13 protein-coding genes are annotated in these 19,125 nt (G+C 56.2%); 4 read left to right on the top strand and 9 right to left on the bottom strand.

The features are described 5' to 3' along the window. Positions 1-28: 28 nt before the first annotated feature. Together SM130_RS09780 and SM130_RS09775 are read right to left on the bottom strand one after the other, a co-directional pair. A complete protein-coding gene (locus SM130_RS09780; RefSeq protein ID WP_342369135.1) occupies positions 29-3,952 on the bottom strand; it encodes an RHS repeat protein in 3,924 nt (1,307 codons plus the stop codon). A 96-nt stretch (positions 3,953-4,048) separates the two neighbouring features. Continuing rightward, positions 4,049-4,372 carry a hypothetical protein gene (locus tag SM130_RS09775; protein WP_256045003.1) on the bottom strand — a complete coding sequence of 108 codons (324 nt, stop codon included), beginning with the start codon at positions 4,370-4,372 and terminating at the stop codon, positions 4,049-4,051. A 443-nt stretch (positions 4,373-4,815) separates the two neighbouring features. Between SM130_RS09775 and SM130_RS09770 the strand changes: the two genes are divergently transcribed. Beyond that, complete coding sequence (locus tag SM130_RS09770; protein WP_256045004.1) at positions 4,816-5,340, top strand: hypothetical protein; 525 nt, start codon at positions 4,816-4,818, stop codon at positions 5,338-5,340. 694 nt (positions 5,341-6,034) lie between these two features. Here SM130_RS09770 and SM130_RS09765 read toward each other — a convergent pair. The 3 genes from SM130_RS09765 to SM130_RS09755 all read right to left on the bottom strand — a co-directional run bounded on the left by SM130_RS09765 (position 6,035) and on the right by SM130_RS09755 (position 12,855). Further along, the gene (locus SM130_RS09765; RefSeq protein WP_256045005.1) at positions 6,035-6,523 is read right to left on the bottom strand and encodes a hypothetical protein; all 489 of its coding nucleotides are present in this window, start codon (positions 6,521-6,523) and stop codon (positions 6,035-6,037) included. A gap of 74 nt (positions 6,524-6,597) precedes the next feature. Then, positions 6,598-11,745: a RecQ family ATP-dependent DNA helicase gene (locus SM130_RS09760; RefSeq protein WP_256045006.1), complete on the bottom strand. Its 5,148-nt coding sequence runs from the start codon at positions 11,743-11,745 to the stop codon at positions 6,598-6,600. A 357-nt stretch (positions 11,746-12,102) separates the two neighbouring features. After that, positions 12,103-12,855, bottom strand: coding sequence for a hypothetical protein (locus tag SM130_RS09755; protein ID WP_256045007.1), 753 nt, complete (start codon positions 12,853-12,855; stop codon positions 12,103-12,105). A gap of 296 nt (positions 12,856-13,151) precedes the next feature. Between SM130_RS09755 and mauJ the strand changes: the two genes are divergently transcribed. Beyond that, a complete protein-coding gene (gene mauJ, locus SM130_RS09750; RefSeq protein WP_256045008.1) occupies positions 13,152-14,480 on the top strand; it encodes a methylamine utilization protein MauJ in 1,329 nt (442 codons plus the stop codon). 140 nt (positions 14,481-14,620) lie between these two features. After that, entirely contained in the window at positions 14,621-15,118 is a 498-nt protein-coding gene (locus tag SM130_RS09745) for a hypothetical protein (RefSeq protein ID WP_256045009.1), read from the top strand. A 42-nt stretch (positions 15,119-15,160) separates the two neighbouring features. Here SM130_RS09745 and SM130_RS09740 read toward each other — a convergent pair whose 3' ends face one another. From SM130_RS09740 to SM130_RS09730, 3 genes are all read right to left on the bottom strand, one after another. Continuing rightward, positions 15,161-16,165 carry a hypothetical protein gene (locus tag SM130_RS09740; RefSeq protein WP_102052516.1) on the bottom strand — a complete coding sequence of 335 codons (1,005 nt, stop codon included), beginning with the start codon at positions 16,163-16,165 and terminating at the stop codon, positions 15,161-15,163. Between the two features lie 221 nt (positions 16,166-16,386). After that, complete coding sequence (locus SM130_RS09735) at positions 16,387-16,827, bottom strand: hypothetical protein (protein ID WP_102052515.1); 441 nt, start codon at positions 16,825-16,827, stop codon at positions 16,387-16,389. After that, positions 16,824-17,027 (bottom strand): hypothetical protein, encoded by a 204-nt coding sequence (locus SM130_RS09730; protein WP_102052514.1) that lies wholly within the window; start codon positions 17,025-17,027, stop codon positions 16,824-16,826. The genes SM130_RS09735 and SM130_RS09730 overlap by 4 nt, the downstream gene beginning before the upstream one ends. A 105-nt stretch (positions 17,028-17,132) precedes the next feature. Between SM130_RS09730 and SM130_RS09725 the strand changes: the two genes are divergently transcribed. After that, complete coding sequence (locus tag SM130_RS09725) at positions 17,133-17,267, top strand: hypothetical protein (RefSeq protein ID WP_256045010.1); 135 nt, start codon at positions 17,133-17,135, stop codon at positions 17,265-17,267. Between the two features lie 503 nt (positions 17,268-17,770). Here the strand turns inward: SM130_RS09725 and SM130_RS09720 are convergent. Then, the gene (locus SM130_RS09720; protein ID WP_256045011.1) at positions 17,771-18,949 is read right to left on the bottom strand and encodes a PBS lyase; all 1,179 of its coding nucleotides are present in this window, start codon (positions 18,947-18,949) and stop codon (positions 17,771-17,773) included. Between the last annotated feature and the right edge of the window lie 176 nt (positions 18,950-19,125).

Raw genomic sequence — 19,125 nt, 5'->3', positions numbered from 1 at the left:
AATGAATTTCCTAACACGCCCATTAGCGCTAATTAAGAATGACATTCAAAGCAGGAAGTACTGCGGGCCACAACGATGATGCAGGTGTGCCTTTGGTGAAATGCTCAAGGTTGGACACGCCGTCGCCGTTCAGATCTAGATGAGCGTCCGACGCGGAGTTTGGATCGAGACCGAATCGTAGCTCCCAGCCGTCCGGCATCCCGTCGTTATCACTATCGACATTGCGAATTTTAGTGGCGTATCGATACTCCTGATAATTTAAGACGCCATCACCGTCACTATCAGCGTAGCCATCCGCTCGATCATCCGGATCGAGCCCTAGGCGCTTTTCATAGCAATCTGGCAACCCATCACCGTCGGAATCAATGGCGGAGCATGTCTCGCTGTGCGCAACAAGCTCTCTTCCGACATATATATAATCTTTAACCGTTCCGGACGTCAGGCTCTCTTCGCTAGCAAGCAATCCTCTGCTTGAGTAAATATGAACGCTCCGATTCCCCTCACTATCGGTACTTACAATTTTTCGTTGCCGCGCATCGTAAGAGTACTGCAGGTCGGGCCGAGCAGCGCAGTCGGAACGAGCATTTAAACAAACTAATGACAGATTTCCTGCGAGGTCATATCGATATTGGCTGCGAGCTGCGAGGACATTGCCTTTTTCATCGTAGGTAACAGCACTCTGAATGTTGCCACTGAGGCCAGATAGTCTACCGCGGGTATCGTAGGCATAATTGATAACGTATGTGCCAAGTTTCCGGCTTGTTATATCGCCGCGATTATTATAACTATATATCTCCGTGCCCCACCCGCCCACGCCAGATGAGATTCGATTAAGCGTATCGTAAGTGAGTTTCTGCGAGTATCCACTGTTTTGAAGATCAGTTACTTGAATGACATTGCTTGTAGCGTCGTAGACCAATCGCTGCTGCATCGGCAAGTCAGTGCCATAAACAACACGTTCAACAGGACGCAGCCTATTATCTAACGTGACGGTTAGCTTACGATCATTACCAAAGTGAAGTTGCTGGATCGCCCCATTAGCATGATAGCTAATTGACTTTGCGTAAGCGCCGGCCTTCGTCGGCCTTCCGTAGGCGTCTGGAGAGAAATCGATTATCAGGCCGCTTGGATAGGTCATGGAGGAGAGTGCATCCGTCGCATTGTAGCTGTACGATAGCTTGAACGTACGCGACGGTGACGCTAGAGAGACGCTCTCGCTCAAAAGATTGTCATGCGCGTCGTAGGAATAAGTCCAAGTTGAGGACCCGAAACTCTGCGTCGCGAGCCGCCCTCCTTTGTCGAACGTATTTGCGAGCCTAAGCGTGCTCCCCCCGTATGTAACCGTCGTTAACCTATTTCTCATATCATATGTGTACAGATCTGCCGCGGCCGCACCTACCTTCTTGGACAGAACGTTACCTACTGCATCGCGGGTGTACTGAGTGACTCCCGATTCGGGATGGTTTTCAGACGCGAGAAAACCATTGCTCGAGAATACGAAGGTTCTCGTTAGCCCGTCTTGCATGACTGACGTTACCCGCCCCAGGTTATCGAGGCTTAGCGACGTGGTGACTCCGCCTGGCTGAGTTACTTTTGACAGGATTTTTTCATTAGGCTCGCCAAATGCAACAAACTCTTTTGTTGTAACGTTGCTCCGCTCATCGCTCACGCTTACCTTGTTTCCCGTCTGATAGGAAAACGAACTTGAAGTGCCGTCGGCATTAGTTATCTTCGTTATGCGGTTCAGGGCATCGAAACTGCGACGCTCTCCAGATGAAGAGGCCGAGAGATAGTTTGGGTTGGAAAAAAAGGTGCGGTTCCCTTGGGAATCATACCGAGCTGCGACTATGATCGCACTGCCGGTACCGCTCTCGGCTTGATTAAATAACTGGCCAAGTTGGTTATAATTCCGCACACGTCTATAGGCTCCTACAGACAACGTCTCAGTGGCCCCGTTACTACCAAAAGCATACTTGATAGCTATTTTCGAGGTAAGGCCTTTCGGTGGAACTATCGACACAATCCTATCCATGTCGTCGTATGAATATGATGTTACCCTTCCGAGCTCATCGGTCCGTGATGCAACCGTCCCCGATGAGTTGACTGTATATTTAACAGTCGTTCCGTCAGGATAGGTGATCAGCCTCGGAACACCGCGATAGTAATCTTCATAACGAGTGGTTCGACCATTAGCGTCAGTCTGAGCACTGACATCGCCTCGACTTGTATACGAATACTTGGTAATGACGCCGTATTCATTTTTCTGCGTAACCCTCGCGCTTGTATTGTAAGAAAAACTTATATTTCCGGATATCCCGGATATTGATTGCGTCGCCACCAAGCCAAGCACCCAATTACCACCGGGCCTCGAATATGTCAGATTTTTAGTTCTTGTTTTTTGGCCTGATTCGACAACCCGCGTAGGCTGTCCGTTTTCGTCGTACGTATACTCTGTCGTGTAATTAGAGCCACCTTGCTGTACCACCATCTTGGCCAGGATGGCGGTATATGTTCCATTCTGCGTTTGACTGAAGTTATATGCCCCGTATCGCCTCACCTCATTTTGATATGATATTTTTTGACTATCCCATGTACTTTGCTCGCTCCTAACGAGTGTACTGCACGCTGAACCGTCAAGTGTCTCCTTTTTTACCAGTAAACCAAGCTTCCACAGCTCGTTTGTAATCGTCGCCTTGCTTATCGTGTCGGATCCTATATGTTCATAACGGACACAGCTCTGCGGGCCTGCAACCAACGTTTTGTCGTTGTTGGGTGAGTAACCCTTCGTGTAAGAATATTTCCAAACCTGCTTTGATTGATCAGCCCCCGCAACGGAGCTTAGTGTGCGACTTGTAACAACATTAACTTTTTCCGCCGGCAGCGCACCCATCTGACGATATTCGTATGTATAACTTGTATTAAGACCAAGCGGACTCGTCATTTCAGATATTGAAAATCGGCCCGGAACAAAGTTTGCTTGGTCCGAGCGATGGATGTACTTATACGACCACTTTGTTCCATCAGCGTACCGCACCGAAGTCAGGTAATGCGGTAACTCGTTAGTTCCCGAAAACCAATCCGCATCATTGTAGTTGTATGCAACGCTCTTTCCGCCGCCCTTGATGCTGGTCAGACGGGGGCGCCATCCGATCGCGTCGTTAGTAACGTCGGCATAGTCGAAATCGACGCGACGCCCGTCGGAGGCGACAATAGACTTTAGGAGGGTATATCTAGTAACGGTATTTCCGCTCGGCTTAAAATAATCGAATTGGAGGCTGTTACCATCAAGATCCTCGATTTTTGTAACAAAATAAGCCATATATGGTTTATCTGGAGAAACCGACCCCAGCAAATTGAAGGTATATTTTTTTCCTTCAGGGGAGAAAACAATTAGTCCGCCAACGGAGTTCGCATTTTCTCCAGTTGGCAGGCACTTTCCGATCCACCGATTTTTCGTAATAAAAGCATAATCGGTGCCCAAGCTGTTCGCTAGTAGTTCACGGGACCCATCTGGAAGTTCGAGGTACGGATTGAATCCTGTGGCGACGTTGTTCTTCTTACATGAGGAAGGGCTATTCGACGCATTGATATGTCTATAAGAATTATTATTGGGTACAAGTATTCTGCCAAAATTTATATCCCAGCCCGTCCCGAAAGGAGTGCGAGCCGTATGCCCATTATTGTATGGGCCGCGATCATTATTGTTACTTTGATAGTTGCGAACGACATCAATATCTAGGCCGCCATTACCCGGCACATGCAGGTCAACTACTAATATTTTTAGCTGACCGGAGAATGGGTCGATGGAGTCTTCCTGTCGACTGGAAGAGTAATCGCGATTTGTGTTAAAACCCGGATCTTGGTATATATCGGTCGCTGCGCTATTAAAACCGTCTTCTGCGCCATAGACCATTCCGGCAGAAGTTAACAAGAGCAGCAAAGATGCCGTCATGATTCTAGAGATAAAGACCATACTGACCTCGGCGAATAATTTACACGAAAGTTTTGGTCCTTCTTGCAACCAAGCAAGGACGCTCTTTTGCGTAGTTTAATTCTGCCTAACATCAGCGCTGGTCGCGTTGCACTGCGCACCCACTGCGAGCTTATCTATAACAATTCCGAATTTGGTCTGCATTGCCATCGACGACAAGGCAAGGGCGTAGGTTTCTGAGTATAGTTTCTCACCAAGGGTCGCACGCTGGAAGTATGCATATTTGTGTTGGCAGTCGTCTAATGCGGTTGAATCCAGAGTAACTATGAACGCACCGCCTTGAGGCCAAACCCTGGTGATTTTTCCCGAATACCAGGCTGGAGCCGCACTTGCCTGATTTGAGAGAAGAACTGCTGCGGTAATAATGCTCAGTTTTTTCATTTCAATTCCCTTTGATTAGCTACGATTACTGCACGGCTGACGAACATCAGTTTTTTACGAGATGTTTCGTCGAGGCCCTTTATCAGGTGCCTAGAAAATCTGGTCAAAGTCGCCGATGTTTTACTGTGAACTCGTTCACGGTTGATCGGTAACGATCCGCTGGACGGTAAGATTGGCGGCTGGGACTCTCGGGGCAGGTTGAAGCAGGGGCGTCGCCCGGCGCTGCCGGGATGCGCTGTCGTGGAGCGAGCCGGAGACCGTCTCGCCCCTTCGGGCTTCCATCGTGCCCCTCCCTGCGGTCGGCTGACGCGATCAAGACTTCGTTTAGCTAGCCGAAATCGATAGTTCGCAAAGAGGCTTAGGTGACAGCAAAAGCTATCTTGGGAAAAGGGGGTCAGCCACCCCCTTGCTCTGCTCCTCGATGACCGAACAGGATGAATGAAATGCGATTGATTCCCCCGCGAGCGGAAATGCTGGAAGTACTTGAACAGGCGACCAGAGAGCTTGTCGTGTCGTTCATCGTGGGAGGCATTCCGCTTCTGCTATTCGCCCCGACGAGCAAGGCTCTGAAAGAACTGATCAATGCTAGCTTGACACCTATTCCGCTGATGAAATGGTACGCATGTTTGATGATCCCGTTGGTTATCGGGGCTTTGTTTGCCAAGCACCTGAACATGCGCAAAGGTCGCTCACTCTACATCGCAAAGTGGGTATTTCGAGTTCTGAGTGACATCGCAGGCACAATGGCAAGTGCTATTCAGCTAGCGCTCGGTGCCGCATTGGGCTTCTTAGTCACTTGGCAATCTGTTGAGCCTGAGACTCTCACCGCCCAAAATGCCCTAGGCCTAATAGTTACGATCGTCTGCATGCTTTTCGCTTCAGTAATGTTCTCTTTATACGCTCCGATGTTTCGGAACCCCAGGGCATCTAAAAGGAGGACATCCTCCAGCACCGTCTGGATTGACTGAATGAAGCTGTACTGCTGTAGGCACGCGATGTGCTCTCAGTCCAATCGGAGGCGTGTTCCCGCAGCTTACCTGGCCTCGCCGGGCCGGCAGATTAAGTGGGGCTTCTAACAACAATCTGGTTCGGGAGGCCGCAGATCTGGTAGTAGCTATTCGGCCTGAGCCAGACATGGCCGATTCTATCGATCAGATTCCGTACCACTGGTCAGCCAGACCAGATGCAACATATTCAGCTCAATGCGATGAGTTATAGAACAGAGGAAGAGTGGCGCCGTTAAGAATAACGACGCGCCGACGCTTCTATCTAACGGAATCGCTTCCTGCGATCTGATGCTGCGCGCGATATCGCTTGATCGAATCGGCTGAAACATCTTCCCTGTAGCACAGCGGCGAGGCTCCGCCTGGTCGGCTGTATGCACTACGGCCCCCGCACCTTGAGCCATTGCTGGCGCGGTTGTATGGGCATGGACAGTTGCCAGAATATGCATTGATCGACCGATCAATCAGGATCTGGGCGATTGCATCATCCGATAGTGCCGAATTCTCTTTTGCAATGGCAGAACCGCTAATCAGCGCTACCAACGCAATCCAACCTACGGCCACGAACCGACCTCTCCACATAGCTTTCATCCTTGTAAAACATTGGGGGATTGAGACTATATGGCATAGTGACATCACGCACTAGGGAAGATGTTGCTTAGAATGGATCGCCCTCAAGCACCGCGCGTCCTGGATCTGCCTCGCACGAACCAATGCCCTGCCACGTTTGAACGGCAGACTTCTCTTGAGGCCGAATTGATAGTTGGCGCCGCGCACAATCCAAGGTGCTGGTGATTTCGCTCGCTTCAAGCAACTCTTCAGTCCATAAAGAAACCCGATACACCCGGGCCGCTGACGTGAGGTCCTGTCCTTCCAGATGCTTGAGCAAATTTGCCTCTGCTTCGATGCAAAGCTCCGTTGCCTGAAAGCACCGTATCTCTATCGCACCGGTTCCCGGTTGGACATAGCCGGCCTGGACGTTCCAGGCACCCCAGACTCGAACTTCATCCGGCTCCGTCAGAATCTCCATCGGGGGGCGAACGACATCCCACCTATCGGATTGGGATTCACTGACCAGCCACCCCGTTATAGCGCCAATTCCAAGCGCAACGCTTACGCTCACGACTACTGCCTTCGAAACGATCATATCCACCTCCATGTGACGGCACATCGCTGTGCCTTAGACGTACAAACATCAAGCCTCTTGCAGGGCGGTTATTTTCAGTTCCGGCCAGCTCGGTTAATCCTCAGTCCGCCCACTACCCTCGGCACCACCAACTCCCACTGCTCGCACTTGTGCCAGGCCCGGTACTGTTCTTCGCATCGATCGGTGTGGCGTACCAGGATCGCCGCCACCTCGCAGTGCTCGACATCGAGGTCGAGCTTGAAGGTCTTTGCGGTACGGCCGACGATTCGATCGTTGGCGTCCAAGATCAAGTAACGGTCGTCCTGTGGCTGGATTGTGAGGGGATCGCCCGGCTCAAGGCTTGCCAGTGCTTTGTGGACGGTTGAGCTCGGCGGCTGGCGTCCAGCAAAATCCAGGTCGATGTCCTTGAGCGAGAGCTGCAGGTAGCGCTTGTCGAGTTCTGGCATGAACTCGCCGGCAAAGGTCCGCCCCATCACCTCTTCGGTTAGGTTGCGTGAGAAGGGGTTGCCGCCCGGAAATTCGCATAGGGTCAGGGTCTGCTCGGCGCGGGTCATACCCACGTAAAAGAGCCGACGCTCATCGCTCAAGGTTTCGGGCTGCGAGGACCAGCCACCGTCCAGCACTTCCACGTGCCGAAACTCCAGCCCCTTGGCCGAGTGCACCGTGCCCAGGTACAGCCCCTGCCTTGGTTGTTGGCGCAGCTCGCGGGCGTAGTCGTATAGCCAGTCGATCAGCGTGCGGGCGGCGAGCGGGCATTGCCCGAACTCGACCGTGAGCTGATCGAACGCCGTCATGAATAACCCGTACCAATCCGGGGCAAGGGCCGTCTGGCTCAGGCGCATCCATGCTTCGGCGGCCGTGACCGGCTCGGTGATCGCGCGTAGCCCTTCGACCGCGCGCACAAAGCCCCGCTGGGCCGTAAGGGGCAATGCACTTTCCTTGTCAGCGGCCAGGCAGTACGGCACGCCGTGCGCCTCGCACCAGGCCTGCACCGGCAACAAGTACTGATGGGTGCGCGCCAGTACGGCGCAGCCCTGCCAATCCTCGGTGTCCAGCGCGAGCACCCGTTGCAGCTCGGCCATGGCCGCTTGGGCCTGAACGTTTGCGCGTGCATCGTCTTCCGCGTCGACCCTCAAACGCAGCACCCGCCCCGCCCGCTCCGAATCCAGGTTCTCCCAGTCGCCACCTTTGGGTCGTTCGCGGCGGGCCGTATCGATCTGCATTGGGTGATCTTGTTTCAGGCGCTCCGGGTTGCGGTTGATGACGCTGTTGGCGGCTTCGATGATGCGGGCACTGGAGCGGTAGTTGTCGACCAGATAGCTGGTCGACGCCGAGTAGTCTTCGCGAAAGCGCTCGATGTAGCGGTTGTTGGTGTCGCGCCAGGCGTAGATGTTTTGGTCGTCGTCGCCCACCGCCAAGATGCACAGGCGCCCTTCTTCCTCGGCCTTGCGCCCGGCCAGGGCACTGACCAGGCGGTATTGCAGGTCGTCGATGTCCTGGTACTCGTCGACCAGGATATAGCGGTACCCGCGCATCAATTGTTCGCGCAGGTCATCCTCGCCCTCGACCTGACGCTTGCCTTCGAGCAGCTCGACGGCCTCGCTCATCACCTGGGCGAGCCGCCCTTCCTCGACCGTTTCGCCGCGTTCGAAGCGGGTACCCGTTAGGCGCATGGCCATGCGGTGATAGGTCATCACGTTGACCCCAAATGCATCGGGTCCGACCAGCCTCACCAGGCGCTGCTTGATCTCGTTCGCCGCATGCCGGTTGAAGGTCAGCGCGACGATGCAGCGCGCCGGAACTCGGCGTACGCGTAGCAAGTAGGCAATGCGGTGGACGATGACCCGTGTCTTGCCCGAGCCGGGGCCTGCCAGCACCAGGCGGTTGACGTCATCGTCATCGGAGACGATGACCCGCTGCGCCGCGCTCAATTTCTCGACGATGCTGCGCCAGGACTCTTCGCTGGTGGCGAGCTTGAGCACCTCTTCGCGGCCGGCGAAATAGCGGCGAATGAACTCCTGCTTAGCCAGGGTGAAGTAGTGCTTCACCAGGTCGCGGGCTTCGCGCATCGAGCCCAGTGCAACCTCGGCATACTCGCGCATCACGTGCACCTGAATGCGCTTCTCGCGGTAGTGCTCGTCCAGGCGCTGATAGTCGTCTTTGAGGTACCCGGTGCGTTTGTCCGGCTCGACTTCGATGGTCATGGCGCGACGCATCACCGTCATCCCGTGGTTGAGGGTCAGTACGTCCTGCTTGTGCAGGTAGAGCAGCACGTGCTCGATGGCCCGGCGTCGCTGGGGCGCCTCGATGCGGGAGCGCAGTTCGAGGTCCTGGTCGATCAGGTCCATGAGTTCACCGAACGTGGTGTCGACCAACAAATCCTTGCTGCGCGAGCCCGGCGCCAGCTTGCCGATCAGAAACGGTAGCACCACCGCGGCCAGGGCGCGACGGCGCTCCCCCAATCCTTGAATGCCCCGCCAGTTGTACCCACCGCGGATGCGCAGCTTGAGAAAGTCCTGGCTGATCTGACGCAACTCGAAACTGCTGCGCAGTTGCGTCTCGCTGTCGTGATCCTGAGCCAGGTTCCGGAGCAGGCGCAGCACGTGCAGCGGAATCAGATCCTTGTTTCCGGTCGCGGTCTTGAGCGCTGCGGTCAGCAGCGGCACGTTCAGATCCTGCCATTCGCCGCTCTCGGCCTCGGGCGCTTGCTCCTGCAAGAGATCGAACAGTGCCGACTCCAGCTCCAGCGTGGCTTGAAGACGCTGTGTGGATGGTCCCACTACGCCGTGGCGCACGTAGAGGGTGAGCTTGGAATCATTGACCAGTAGCCCCAGGTCCTCCATCTGCCGCAGGGTCGCGGTGACCTCTTCGGAGGTCAGGCTGGTCAAGCCCATCAGCGCGTCGGTGTTGATGCGCTCATCCGCGCTCGCGTCATAGAGAAAACTCAGAATGGCCTTGAATTCTTCGAGCCTTCGGCCCGGTAGCTTGGCATTGGCCAGGCGCTTGTCGGCCTCCTCCTTGGAGAGCTTCAGGCTCGCGGGAAAGATCTGGGTCTGGTTCTCCTCACGCCTTAGAAACTGCCCACGCTCGAGCCACGCCACCGCGGTGACGACCTTGGTTTCGGCGTCGCGCTCACCGGCTTCGAAGCTGGTCTCGACCTGTTCGTCCATCAGCACTTCACCCGCGGTGATGACGACCTTGCCGCCCTTGCGCCGCTCACTCTCCTTGCGCAGTTTGCGCAGGATCTGCTGAATGTCGCGCAGGGTCAGTTTCGAGCCTTCGCACATACCGAACTGGTTTTCGATGTCTTGGGCGTCGTACAGCAACACGCAGCGCGCCTCGCCTTGGTCGCGCCCCGCCCGGCCGGCTTCCTGCAGGTAGTTTTCCAGCGAACCTGGAATGTCGGCGTGCACCACCAGGCGAATGTCGGACTTGTCCACGCCCATGCCAAAGGCGTTGGTGGCCACGATGATCTTGAGCTCGCCGCTTTTGAACGCGTCCTGAATGTCCTTTTTCTCGTGTGGCTCGAGCCCGGCATGAAAGTACTTGCAGGCCCAGCCATGGCCGATCAGAAAATCTGCCAGTTCCTCGGCGCCCTTGCGGCTGGAGACAAAGACCACTGCCCCGCCCTCGCGACGGCCCAATTCGTCTTCGAGCAGGGCCTGGGTGTGGTGGCGCTTCTCAGCTCGGGCACAGGGCAACACCTCAAAATGCAGGTTGGTCCGCTCGTGGGTACCGATGAAGCACTCGAAGGTGATGTCGAGCTGATCCTTGAAGTGCTGCTCGATGTCTTCGAGCACATCGGGCTTGGCCGTGGCGGTAAAGCAGCCGATGGCGGCCAGCGCACCGTCACCGGTGAACTGCTTGATGAAGCGCGAAACGTAGAGGTAGTCCGGGCGAAAGTCGGCGCCCCATTTGGACAGGCAGTGGGCCTCGTCGAAGATCCAGGCGCCGACCTGGCGCTGGGCAATCGCCCGGCGAAAGGCCTTGTTGCGAAACTGCTCTGGCGAGACCAACAAGATGCCCACATCCCCTAGCTGAATCTTCTCCAGCACCTCGGCCCGCTCGGGCATGGTCAGGAGACCATTGAGGGTGGCGGCGCATTGGACGTTGCGGGCCAGCAGGCCATCGACCTGGTCCTTCATCAAGGACTGCAGCGGCGAGATGATCACCGTGAGACTGCCGTTGCGATGAAAACGGTTCAGGGCCGGGAGCTGGTAGCACAGCGACTTGCCGCCCCCGGTCGCGAGAATGGCCAACACGTGCTTGCTTTGCATGCCCGCCAACACCACGTCGTGCTGCAGGGTGCGGCCGTCCGGTTCGCTACGAAAGTCCTGAATCGGTGCAAAGTAGCGCCGGAGCTCGTGGCGCGGGTCGTGGGTGGTGCTGCAGTAGCCACAGCTCTCTTGGCCGCAAGGCGTGTCGCGCAACTCAGCGATCAGCCGACCGACTTCTGGAAACTGGTGACGCACCCAGGGCGCCAGTACCGAGTTGCCACCCGAAACGCGCAGCCAGGCCAATGCATAGGCCAGGGGCCAGTGCAGGGACTCGTGCAGGAGGTCGGTTTCGAGCAGGCGCTCCAGGCGGGTGCTGCAGACCTTGAGGCTACGGGTCAGGGTCGGGTCGGTTTCGTTGAGCAGCTCGGGAATGAGGCTGCGCAGTTCGGTGACCGGTTTGGGGCTTTTGCCGCTGAGCGAGGCAAAGAACGAGCCCAGGTCACTTTTGAGTGTTGGAGCCAGCAGCGTTTGGTAGCACAGGAGCTCGGCCTGGTGACTCGTGTTGAGCTCGGCGAAGGCCTGGCGCTGGTCGTTGAACAGGGTGAGCGTGGAGCGGCAGTCCGACAGCGGTGAGTTGAGGCTGTCACGAATGAGTTTGTAGTCCTTGACCAGGCGGTGATACGGGTTCTGCGGAAAGGCCAAGGGCGACAGGCGCAAGGTGTCGATCACCGGGAGCTGGTGCAGGGCAAGCGTTGGCGCCTGCTGTTTGAGGATCGGCAGGTCATGGTCGATGACGTTGTAACCGAGCACGAAGCTTGCGCCCTGCCCCAGCGTGTCCAAGGCATCGAGGACGCTGGGTAGGTCCTTGTCGACCTTGCGTTCGAGCTCCTCGCCCGTGTCGGGACGCAGGGCACCGACCATGAAGATGCGGTCGGGTTGGTCGGCTTTGCCGGGGGCGACTTCCAGATCGAAGATCAGGCTTTTGGGTTGAGACGGTGAAGCCATCCGGACGGCGATCCTTGCAACAGACTACGGGGCTGCCTGCACTGTAGCGGCAAATGCCCGGTGTAGGTAGGTGCGTGAGGTCGCGGTGGGGTGTGGTTGCGGGGGTTTCCGACGGGGGTGAAGGATGGGCAACGGCAGGAGCAAAAGAGTATGGCGTCACCCGGCTGGGCCGGGTCGCGCTGGCGTGCTGCGCATCGAGCCGGCCGGTGCCGTCTCGACCCTATGGGGCGCTCATCGCTGACGCGGGAGCGGTGGGGATGGCGGGTTTCGGCCAAAAGCGGACTTTGGACTCGATGCGCTAAGAGGAGATAGTGCGCAGGCCGCTTGCCAGTGATGCGTAAGCAGTTGGGCTCAGGGTTAGCTGACGGGCCTATCGATAATGTTCTCGCCGCGCTGAATCATGTCGATTAGCCGTATCAGGTAGAACCCAATTGTGTCCGCGGAGATAAAGTTGAGGATGCCGGTTTCCTCATGAGCAAGGGCGAGCATCCCGGCAAGCTTCCATATTCCGTCCACGTTTGCTACTACAAGGGAACCGCTAAGGCCTCGAAATGAGCTCGGGCGCTCACCGAACACATGGAGGGTGGATAGCCCATCAACCTGTGGTGTGGTTAGCCTGGCTTCGAGGATGGATAGCTCGGCGGTGAAGGTCTGCTGTTCATAGTTATATTCTCGATCGTCCTCCGAGTAGCCGACGATGCAGAAATGATCTGCGTTCGGCTGTTCATCATCCGCGATAGAGTCCGTGAGGTTGATCCAATAAGCGCCAAGTGACCGAAGTAGTTCTTGCTGGAAGGCGGCAATGCGCAAGATGACGAGATCGAAGTGTGGGGAGTAGTCGGGTTGGAATACTGCTTCGGCATCGAATTGCACTGAGTACCCATTCTTGCGTAGTAGGATCTGCAGGTCGCTGCTCGTGGCATGCTGGCTGTCGAGGATGTGCTTTGCGGTCACAACAAAAAGCTGCTGCTCGAACTCCAAGATGAACGCGGTGCCGACACCGTAGTACGGATACTGATCATCCGTGCTTTTCAGTATCACCGGATGGATCTGGCCTTGGAGGATCTTTGTAAGTTCTCCAATCGAGACGAATTCACCGTCATCGCTCATCGCCTTGCCTCCGATTCCTAGCGGGGTGCCAGTATGAGGGGGTGGCATTCATTCGTCTCCCCAATGACATCCACCTCCTAGGCTTTGTTTGAACGTCTGCCTTTGGCCGTTTTGAGCCAGTCGCATCAGGCAGGAGTCGGCCAGAGGCGGTTATCGAGCATCTACGAAATCAGGGCATATTCGGAAGCACTGAGTTCGACCATCTATAGTCCATGCCTCACGCCGCTCGGAAGCTGCCTCTCGGGCTGGGCGTAGATTTACTCTGTACAGCAAAAACTCATTATGAGGCTAGGCCCATGCTGGCGACACAAGACCCTTTCGAAGAAGCTGAACAACTTCAGCAGCAGCGCGGACACTGGATAACGGCAGGTGTGGAAACCAGAGCTTTTTGGCCCAAGCGGGCACAAGTTCTCTCCTTCGAGGGTATACGGTTCTTGCTCCAGCCCGCAGAGCGCGGTGAACGCGGGGACACTCTACCCGCTATCGCGCTTCGTACCGATGGTCTAGGCCTGACTGACCACCAGTGCAGGGCAGTAATCATGCGGCTCGCAACTGCCATAGCTTGGCGTGAAGGTCAAAAAGTAGAGCTGGTCATGTGGGGCGGTGGGAGTTCTCCTTTCCGATTAGGTATGTCACGAAACAATGCGATTACGGACTACCTTCCAGCTGACAACCTTTGCGCACCTGTTAGTGACGAGGCACGCAAAGCGTTGGCTTATTATCGGGAAGGCCTGTCCATAGATAACCCCTTCTACTCGTTTCTGGGGTTCTACAAGGCCTTCAGTCGGTCATTGCCCAATGGGAGGGAACGCGGGCCCTGGATCGCCGCAACGCTACCGCGGCTAACCGACAGGAAGGCCATCGAACGAAGAAGTGAATTGATTCGAGCAGGCGAGGACATTTCGACCTATGTAGCCAACCAAGGTCGTCACGCGATCGCTCATGCTGAGCGGGATGACATTGTTGATCCTGACGATCCCTCCGACCATCAACGCATCATCCAGGACCTTCCTCTCATGCGCCATTTGGCTGAGATTGCCATGGAGGAACGTCTTGAAATTACCCGACCTGGCGCTTACGAGAGAGACCACCTCTATGAGCTTGCAGGCTTCAGGGAGCTCTTCAACGATGTCGAGCTGGAAGCACTTCGACGTGGAGCGTTGGCGCCAGGCGAGAAGTACGAAGGTCCGGAGCACTACTTCGTCCTAGCCCGTAAGCAAGGCAAATTCTTTCCGTTGGGGAAAATGAAAATGTCAGGGGGCGGGCTACTCGAAGGGAAGCTGGTTATTGATCTCGAAAGTGAGAGCCAGAACGTCCTCGTTCGAATAACGCTCGATTTCGTTAACGAGCGCTTACTGTTCGATCCATTACGGGATGTGGGTTTCCGCCAAGATCGCAACAGCCGCGCCTCAGTTCAGGAGGAGCTGGCAGTCCACTCGTTTCTCTGGTGCATGTACTGCAATGGTCGAATAGAGGTGTGGGATGAAACGGGGGAACAGCGAATGGCAATGTCGCAACCTTGTATCCTCACGAATATGGATCTGAATCCAGCAGGTCATCAACGTCTAGTAGACGAGCTGACCGCGCTGCTTGATCAATTCCCGCCTGACGAACCCGTCGCATGATCCTGTAAAGAAGTCGCTGGCATCGGGCTGTTCTTTCTGGTGCCGCTGGCCGACCTGCCTGAGCACCAGAAGCTGATTCTGCGCATGCTCGCTTGTCTAAGTTAGGATTCAGTAACCAATAACAACTGCATGGAGGCTCTATGAAACTTGATCGTGATCTACAGCGTAAGCTGCTGGAAGAGTTGCGCGAACACTACCCGGCGCCATTTTTCACTAACCGTATGGAGCATCTACACGCTGATCCTCAACATCTGATGGCAAACGCTGCTTATCTGATCGAGCACGGCTTGGTGGGCGGTGATTTACGGATGACCTCCACAGGTCGTGGCGACTTCTTGCCGACGAAACTTGCACTGACAGCCAACGGATTGGATTTCTTGGAGGATGACGGCGGGCTCACTGCAGTTTTGGGCACCCTGACCGTTAGGCTGCATGCTGACAGTGTCCGTGACCTACTTGCCAAGCAGATCGAAGCTTCGGAGTTGGAAGACAGCGTTAAGAGCCAGTTGATCGCAGAGGTGAAGGGCTTGCCAGCAAAAGGTTTGGAAACAATGGTGACCGGGCTCGCTAAAGAGGGACTAGCTCGCTTGCCAAACGCCATTCAGTGGCTGCAAACATCTCTAACTGGTATGCAGTGAGTGGTAAAGTCCGACCCCGGCCAAAGCCAGTTGCTGATGAGCTCACCGTTTATCCTTGGCGTCCTCGCGGATGCCATGCGTCAATTGCTCGACCAGAGTAAGTGTTTCAGCCACTGCCTCGCGCTTGATCACCAACCGCTGCCCAGACTTATACCGTGTGTCACCGGTTTTCCGGATGTAATCATCATCGACGACGCCCTGTGTGTGAGCGAGCAGGTGACGCTGTTGGAAGGCCGTTGTCAGTTGTTCCATCTCGACGACCGTAAGATGCCTATCGTAACCGCGCCCCATCGCAGCAGCCCAAAGAGCTGAGCCCTCGGCAAGGTTCTGAAATGCATTGCGCCGGATCTTGGTTGTCGGCGCTACGCGTGCGTGAAGTGCTTCTGCAACCCTCTGGAATGCCGTCACCACGTTCTGCAAAGCACTCTCAACGATCAGACGGCACGTGTTCTCAGCAGTGTCTGCGTCTGCTATGGCAGCTCTGATGGCATCAACGGCTTCAAGCGACTGCCGGATGCCCTGGGCCGTGAGATCGAAGACAAGTTCCGCAGCGTTTGCTCCGCAAGACGGGCAGAAATACGCCGCACCGACGACGGCATACCTACATCCGCATTCACCACAGGTGATCTTGAGACGCATGGGGGCTGCCGCGGCATAGGGGATAGGGACATGCTGAGGTCTGCTGTCCACCTTCATGCTCATCGAGATGAATCCACCCTTGGGCTGCCTCTGATTGAACCTCTGCGCATCAAGGCGAAGTGCACCACCTAAAGCCGCTTGAACCTTCGCCATAGCGACGTCCCGTGCGTGATTTAGCTGTTCCTGCGTCCACCACTTCTGAGCATCAGCGGTGTGGCCGCAGAACGGACAAAAGACCTCCTCGTCCCTAACCTTGTCCTTCCAATCTGCCATCAGAACCTTGAACTGAGCTAGGCATTCTGGCGCGGGACACTCGCGATCGAAGTAGTTGTCATCGTCTGCGGAGATGGCGACGGTAGATTTTTCGTCGCCAAGCTCTTTCAGTGCGCGGATTGTTTCTTCAAACATTGCCATTCTCCCTGCAGAGGCACCGCGATTGAGGGGCTTTCTTATTCGATACGGACTAACTGATAGTAACCGGGCCACATTTGCCGCAGAGTTTTTCTGCACAAAGCCTCTGTACGCATCTCCTTCTTCTCTGTCACGTAGATAATCTTCCTCCCGGCTACTGTGCCACCCACCACTGCCTTAGTTGGCAATACCCACACCCAGTCCGCCATTATCCCTCCCTAGCCGGGCAAGCCGAGCTGAGCAGTTAGCATCCTGGCCCCAAGGGAAAGCGCCTCGCTGGCAACGCCGCGTAACACCTCCTTAGCACCGCCCTTGGATGCGTCCACCAGCTTGTCGCCCAGTGTTGGCCCAGCCTGCAAGCTAGCAGGGAAAGCTTTCAGCACTTCAAGACCTTTGGCTGTCAGTACACAGCGGTAAACATCCCCATTGTTGGCAGCGCTTCCATGCTCTATGTAGCCGGCACTGCCAAGCCAGAGCACGGTGGATTGAAAGAAAACGCCATCCTCTTTCGCTAACCAGCCATCCTCCATTGGGGCTCCGGTGAAGAGGTCGCGATAGCTCCAGGCCTCAAGATCCAAATCCACCGGGAAATGCTGATACAGCTCAGCCAGTACCCGCCCCGTCAGAACGTCGAACCGTTCAATGTTGCTGGCCGTCATGGCTCACCTCGGGCCTTGCACTTCAGGGCGGACAGATACCCGCGCAGATGGGTTTCGGCAGCATGATCGGGGTTCAGGCCTCTGAGCGTTGTTTGCCGTGTGGAGCCATCCGGCAGATAGACCGTCAACTCATCGCCCAGCTGGATATAGCTAGCCGAGTAGATCTGCCCCTCATGCTCCAGCGTCACTTCTTCTTCCACTCTTGCCTCCCATGGCATCTCTTTAAACCAGATTAAAAGCCTGTTGGCCGGCTAGGTGCGATGCTCAGAGCTCCTTTCGGATACCCATCACCCGGAGCAACGAACATGGCTGAAACCCTGCACACTCCCCTCAAGTTTCCCTTCACCGGCGGTGCGGGCAACCGTATCGACAAACTGCCCATTCGCCACCACAAGCGCAAGGACATTGCCGATGCCCAGCAGCACTGTCCGCCAAGATGACCGGCCTAACCCTGGGCGATCTGAGCGAGTTGGATATTGAGCTGAATATTGCCGACTCACGAACGGTGACCGAGGTGTTTCGGGAAGTGGTTGGCGGTGGAGACGGTTCAGCAGTACTGGGACGAGGCACTGCTGCTAGTGCCGCGGATGCAGCTGAGTGAGATAAACGAGCTGGAGATAAAGGACTACTGCGGTGGTGCGAGGTGTGCGAGTGGGAGATCAACCGTCGGGTCGAGCACGCTGAACGGCTGAGCCACCAGGTAGGCCACTAGCCCTACTAGGAATGAACCGCCCGCTGCCAAAGGGGGGTGGCCACCAGCAGCTGCGGCATAAATAGCTCCCGGTTTGTAGATACCTTCAAGCCTCAAATGAACGTCCGCGAGTCCACTACATGGTCGGCCGCTTTTGGCCGGAAGCGGCCGGGACAGAGCCGCAGCTATCGGCCGGGTAGCTGCGGGCCATACCCGCGCGGTCAAGATTCATTCTGGCGACAACACAACTAGTCAAAGTATTCGCTGCACCTTTTCGATGCTCAAAAGGCCTTGAGCGGCCAGTTGCATTAGCTTTTCTGCTGCTGCCTCGCGCTCGATTCTGGGTGTCACCGGGTCAACCATCAAATACTGTCGATCGCACCAAAGAGCCAGCTGACGGAGCCAGAATGCTTGGAAATCGGTTTCCGCGCCCAGCCGAGCGAGTAGGAATGCTAGCTGTTGCCACTCAGGCAGCAGCCGCAGAATCGCTTCGCGGCGGGCTGCCGGCAGCGCATGCCAGCGTTGAGACAATTTACTGTCCAGCTCTTTTAATGACGACCAAGGTTGCTTACCAAGCCGCGCGACCGAGGCACTAAAAACCCTGTCTGAAGGGTCCTCTAGCATCTCAAACAAGAGCGATAAATGATCGTCGCGAAGCTGCAGCACGGCGGACTCGCGCACGGTTGGGTAGCCGGAGCGCAGTGCATTCTCCAACCATTGCATATCGAGTTCGACGTCAAGCTCATCGGCGAGACCAAGAACGCCTAGCCAGCCTTTCTTCGTCACTGGCATGTCGCCTTGACGTCGCTCTGCGAGAATAGCAGCGGCATCAAGGCCGCTGCGGGGAGCTGCCCAGCATGCAAAACCCCTAACACCTCGGGATGCGTCCAACAACGCGTCGCGCAATACGTCGCGCGGGTCATCAAGTAAAGGCAGCAATGCCCGCAGCACGCAAACCCGAACGCTGGCGCCAGGTCGCGACAAGGCGTCGGCTAGCAACGAACGCGCCTGGTAAGCGGGTAGTTGCTTACAGACAACCACTGCCATTAGCCGTACGGTGAGCTCCCGGTGGGCTAGCGCAGACCTAAGTAGCGCCTCGGGCTCAGCGTCGCACTCTAGCAATAGGTCAAACAGGTAGCGCGCTGCTTTACCCTGTCGTGTCAGGAAGTGTCGATAAACCTCCTCCCGAACGAGCGGGGATTGTAATACCGTGCGCGCCGCCATGAGCGTGGGGCCATGATCGACCCTCTGCCGTGCTTCAAGGGCGATGAGCGGCTCAAGCGCCGCTAGCAGCGCGGGTGCCTGGGAAGGAGACAGATACTGTTTGAGTCCGGCGGCTGCGAGATCACGGACCTGTGGCACCCAATCGTTGAGCCTGTCGATCAACGCGACTAGCGCGTCAGGTGAACGCGTGCGGTTCAACTCCCTCACCGCAACTTCCCGCACGAAACCGTTGCAGTGGCGAGACAGGCCAACCCATGCAGCGTCATTTCCAGCCTGTGCCACGAGTTCGAGCGCTTCGACACGTCGACGGTCTGCCCACGACTGAGCGGCTCCTATCGAGCCAGCCTCGTATTTCGTTCAACTCTCAGATCTCGGACGCGTGT

The sequence above is a fragment of the Stutzerimonas stutzeri genome (genome assembly GCF_038561965.1).
GTDB lineage: Bacteria > Pseudomonadota > Gammaproteobacteria > Pseudomonadales > Pseudomonadaceae > Stutzerimonas > Stutzerimonas stutzeri_AA.
Note: the sequence above shows the minus strand (reverse complement) of the source record. Positions and strands in the feature narration are given on the sequence as shown.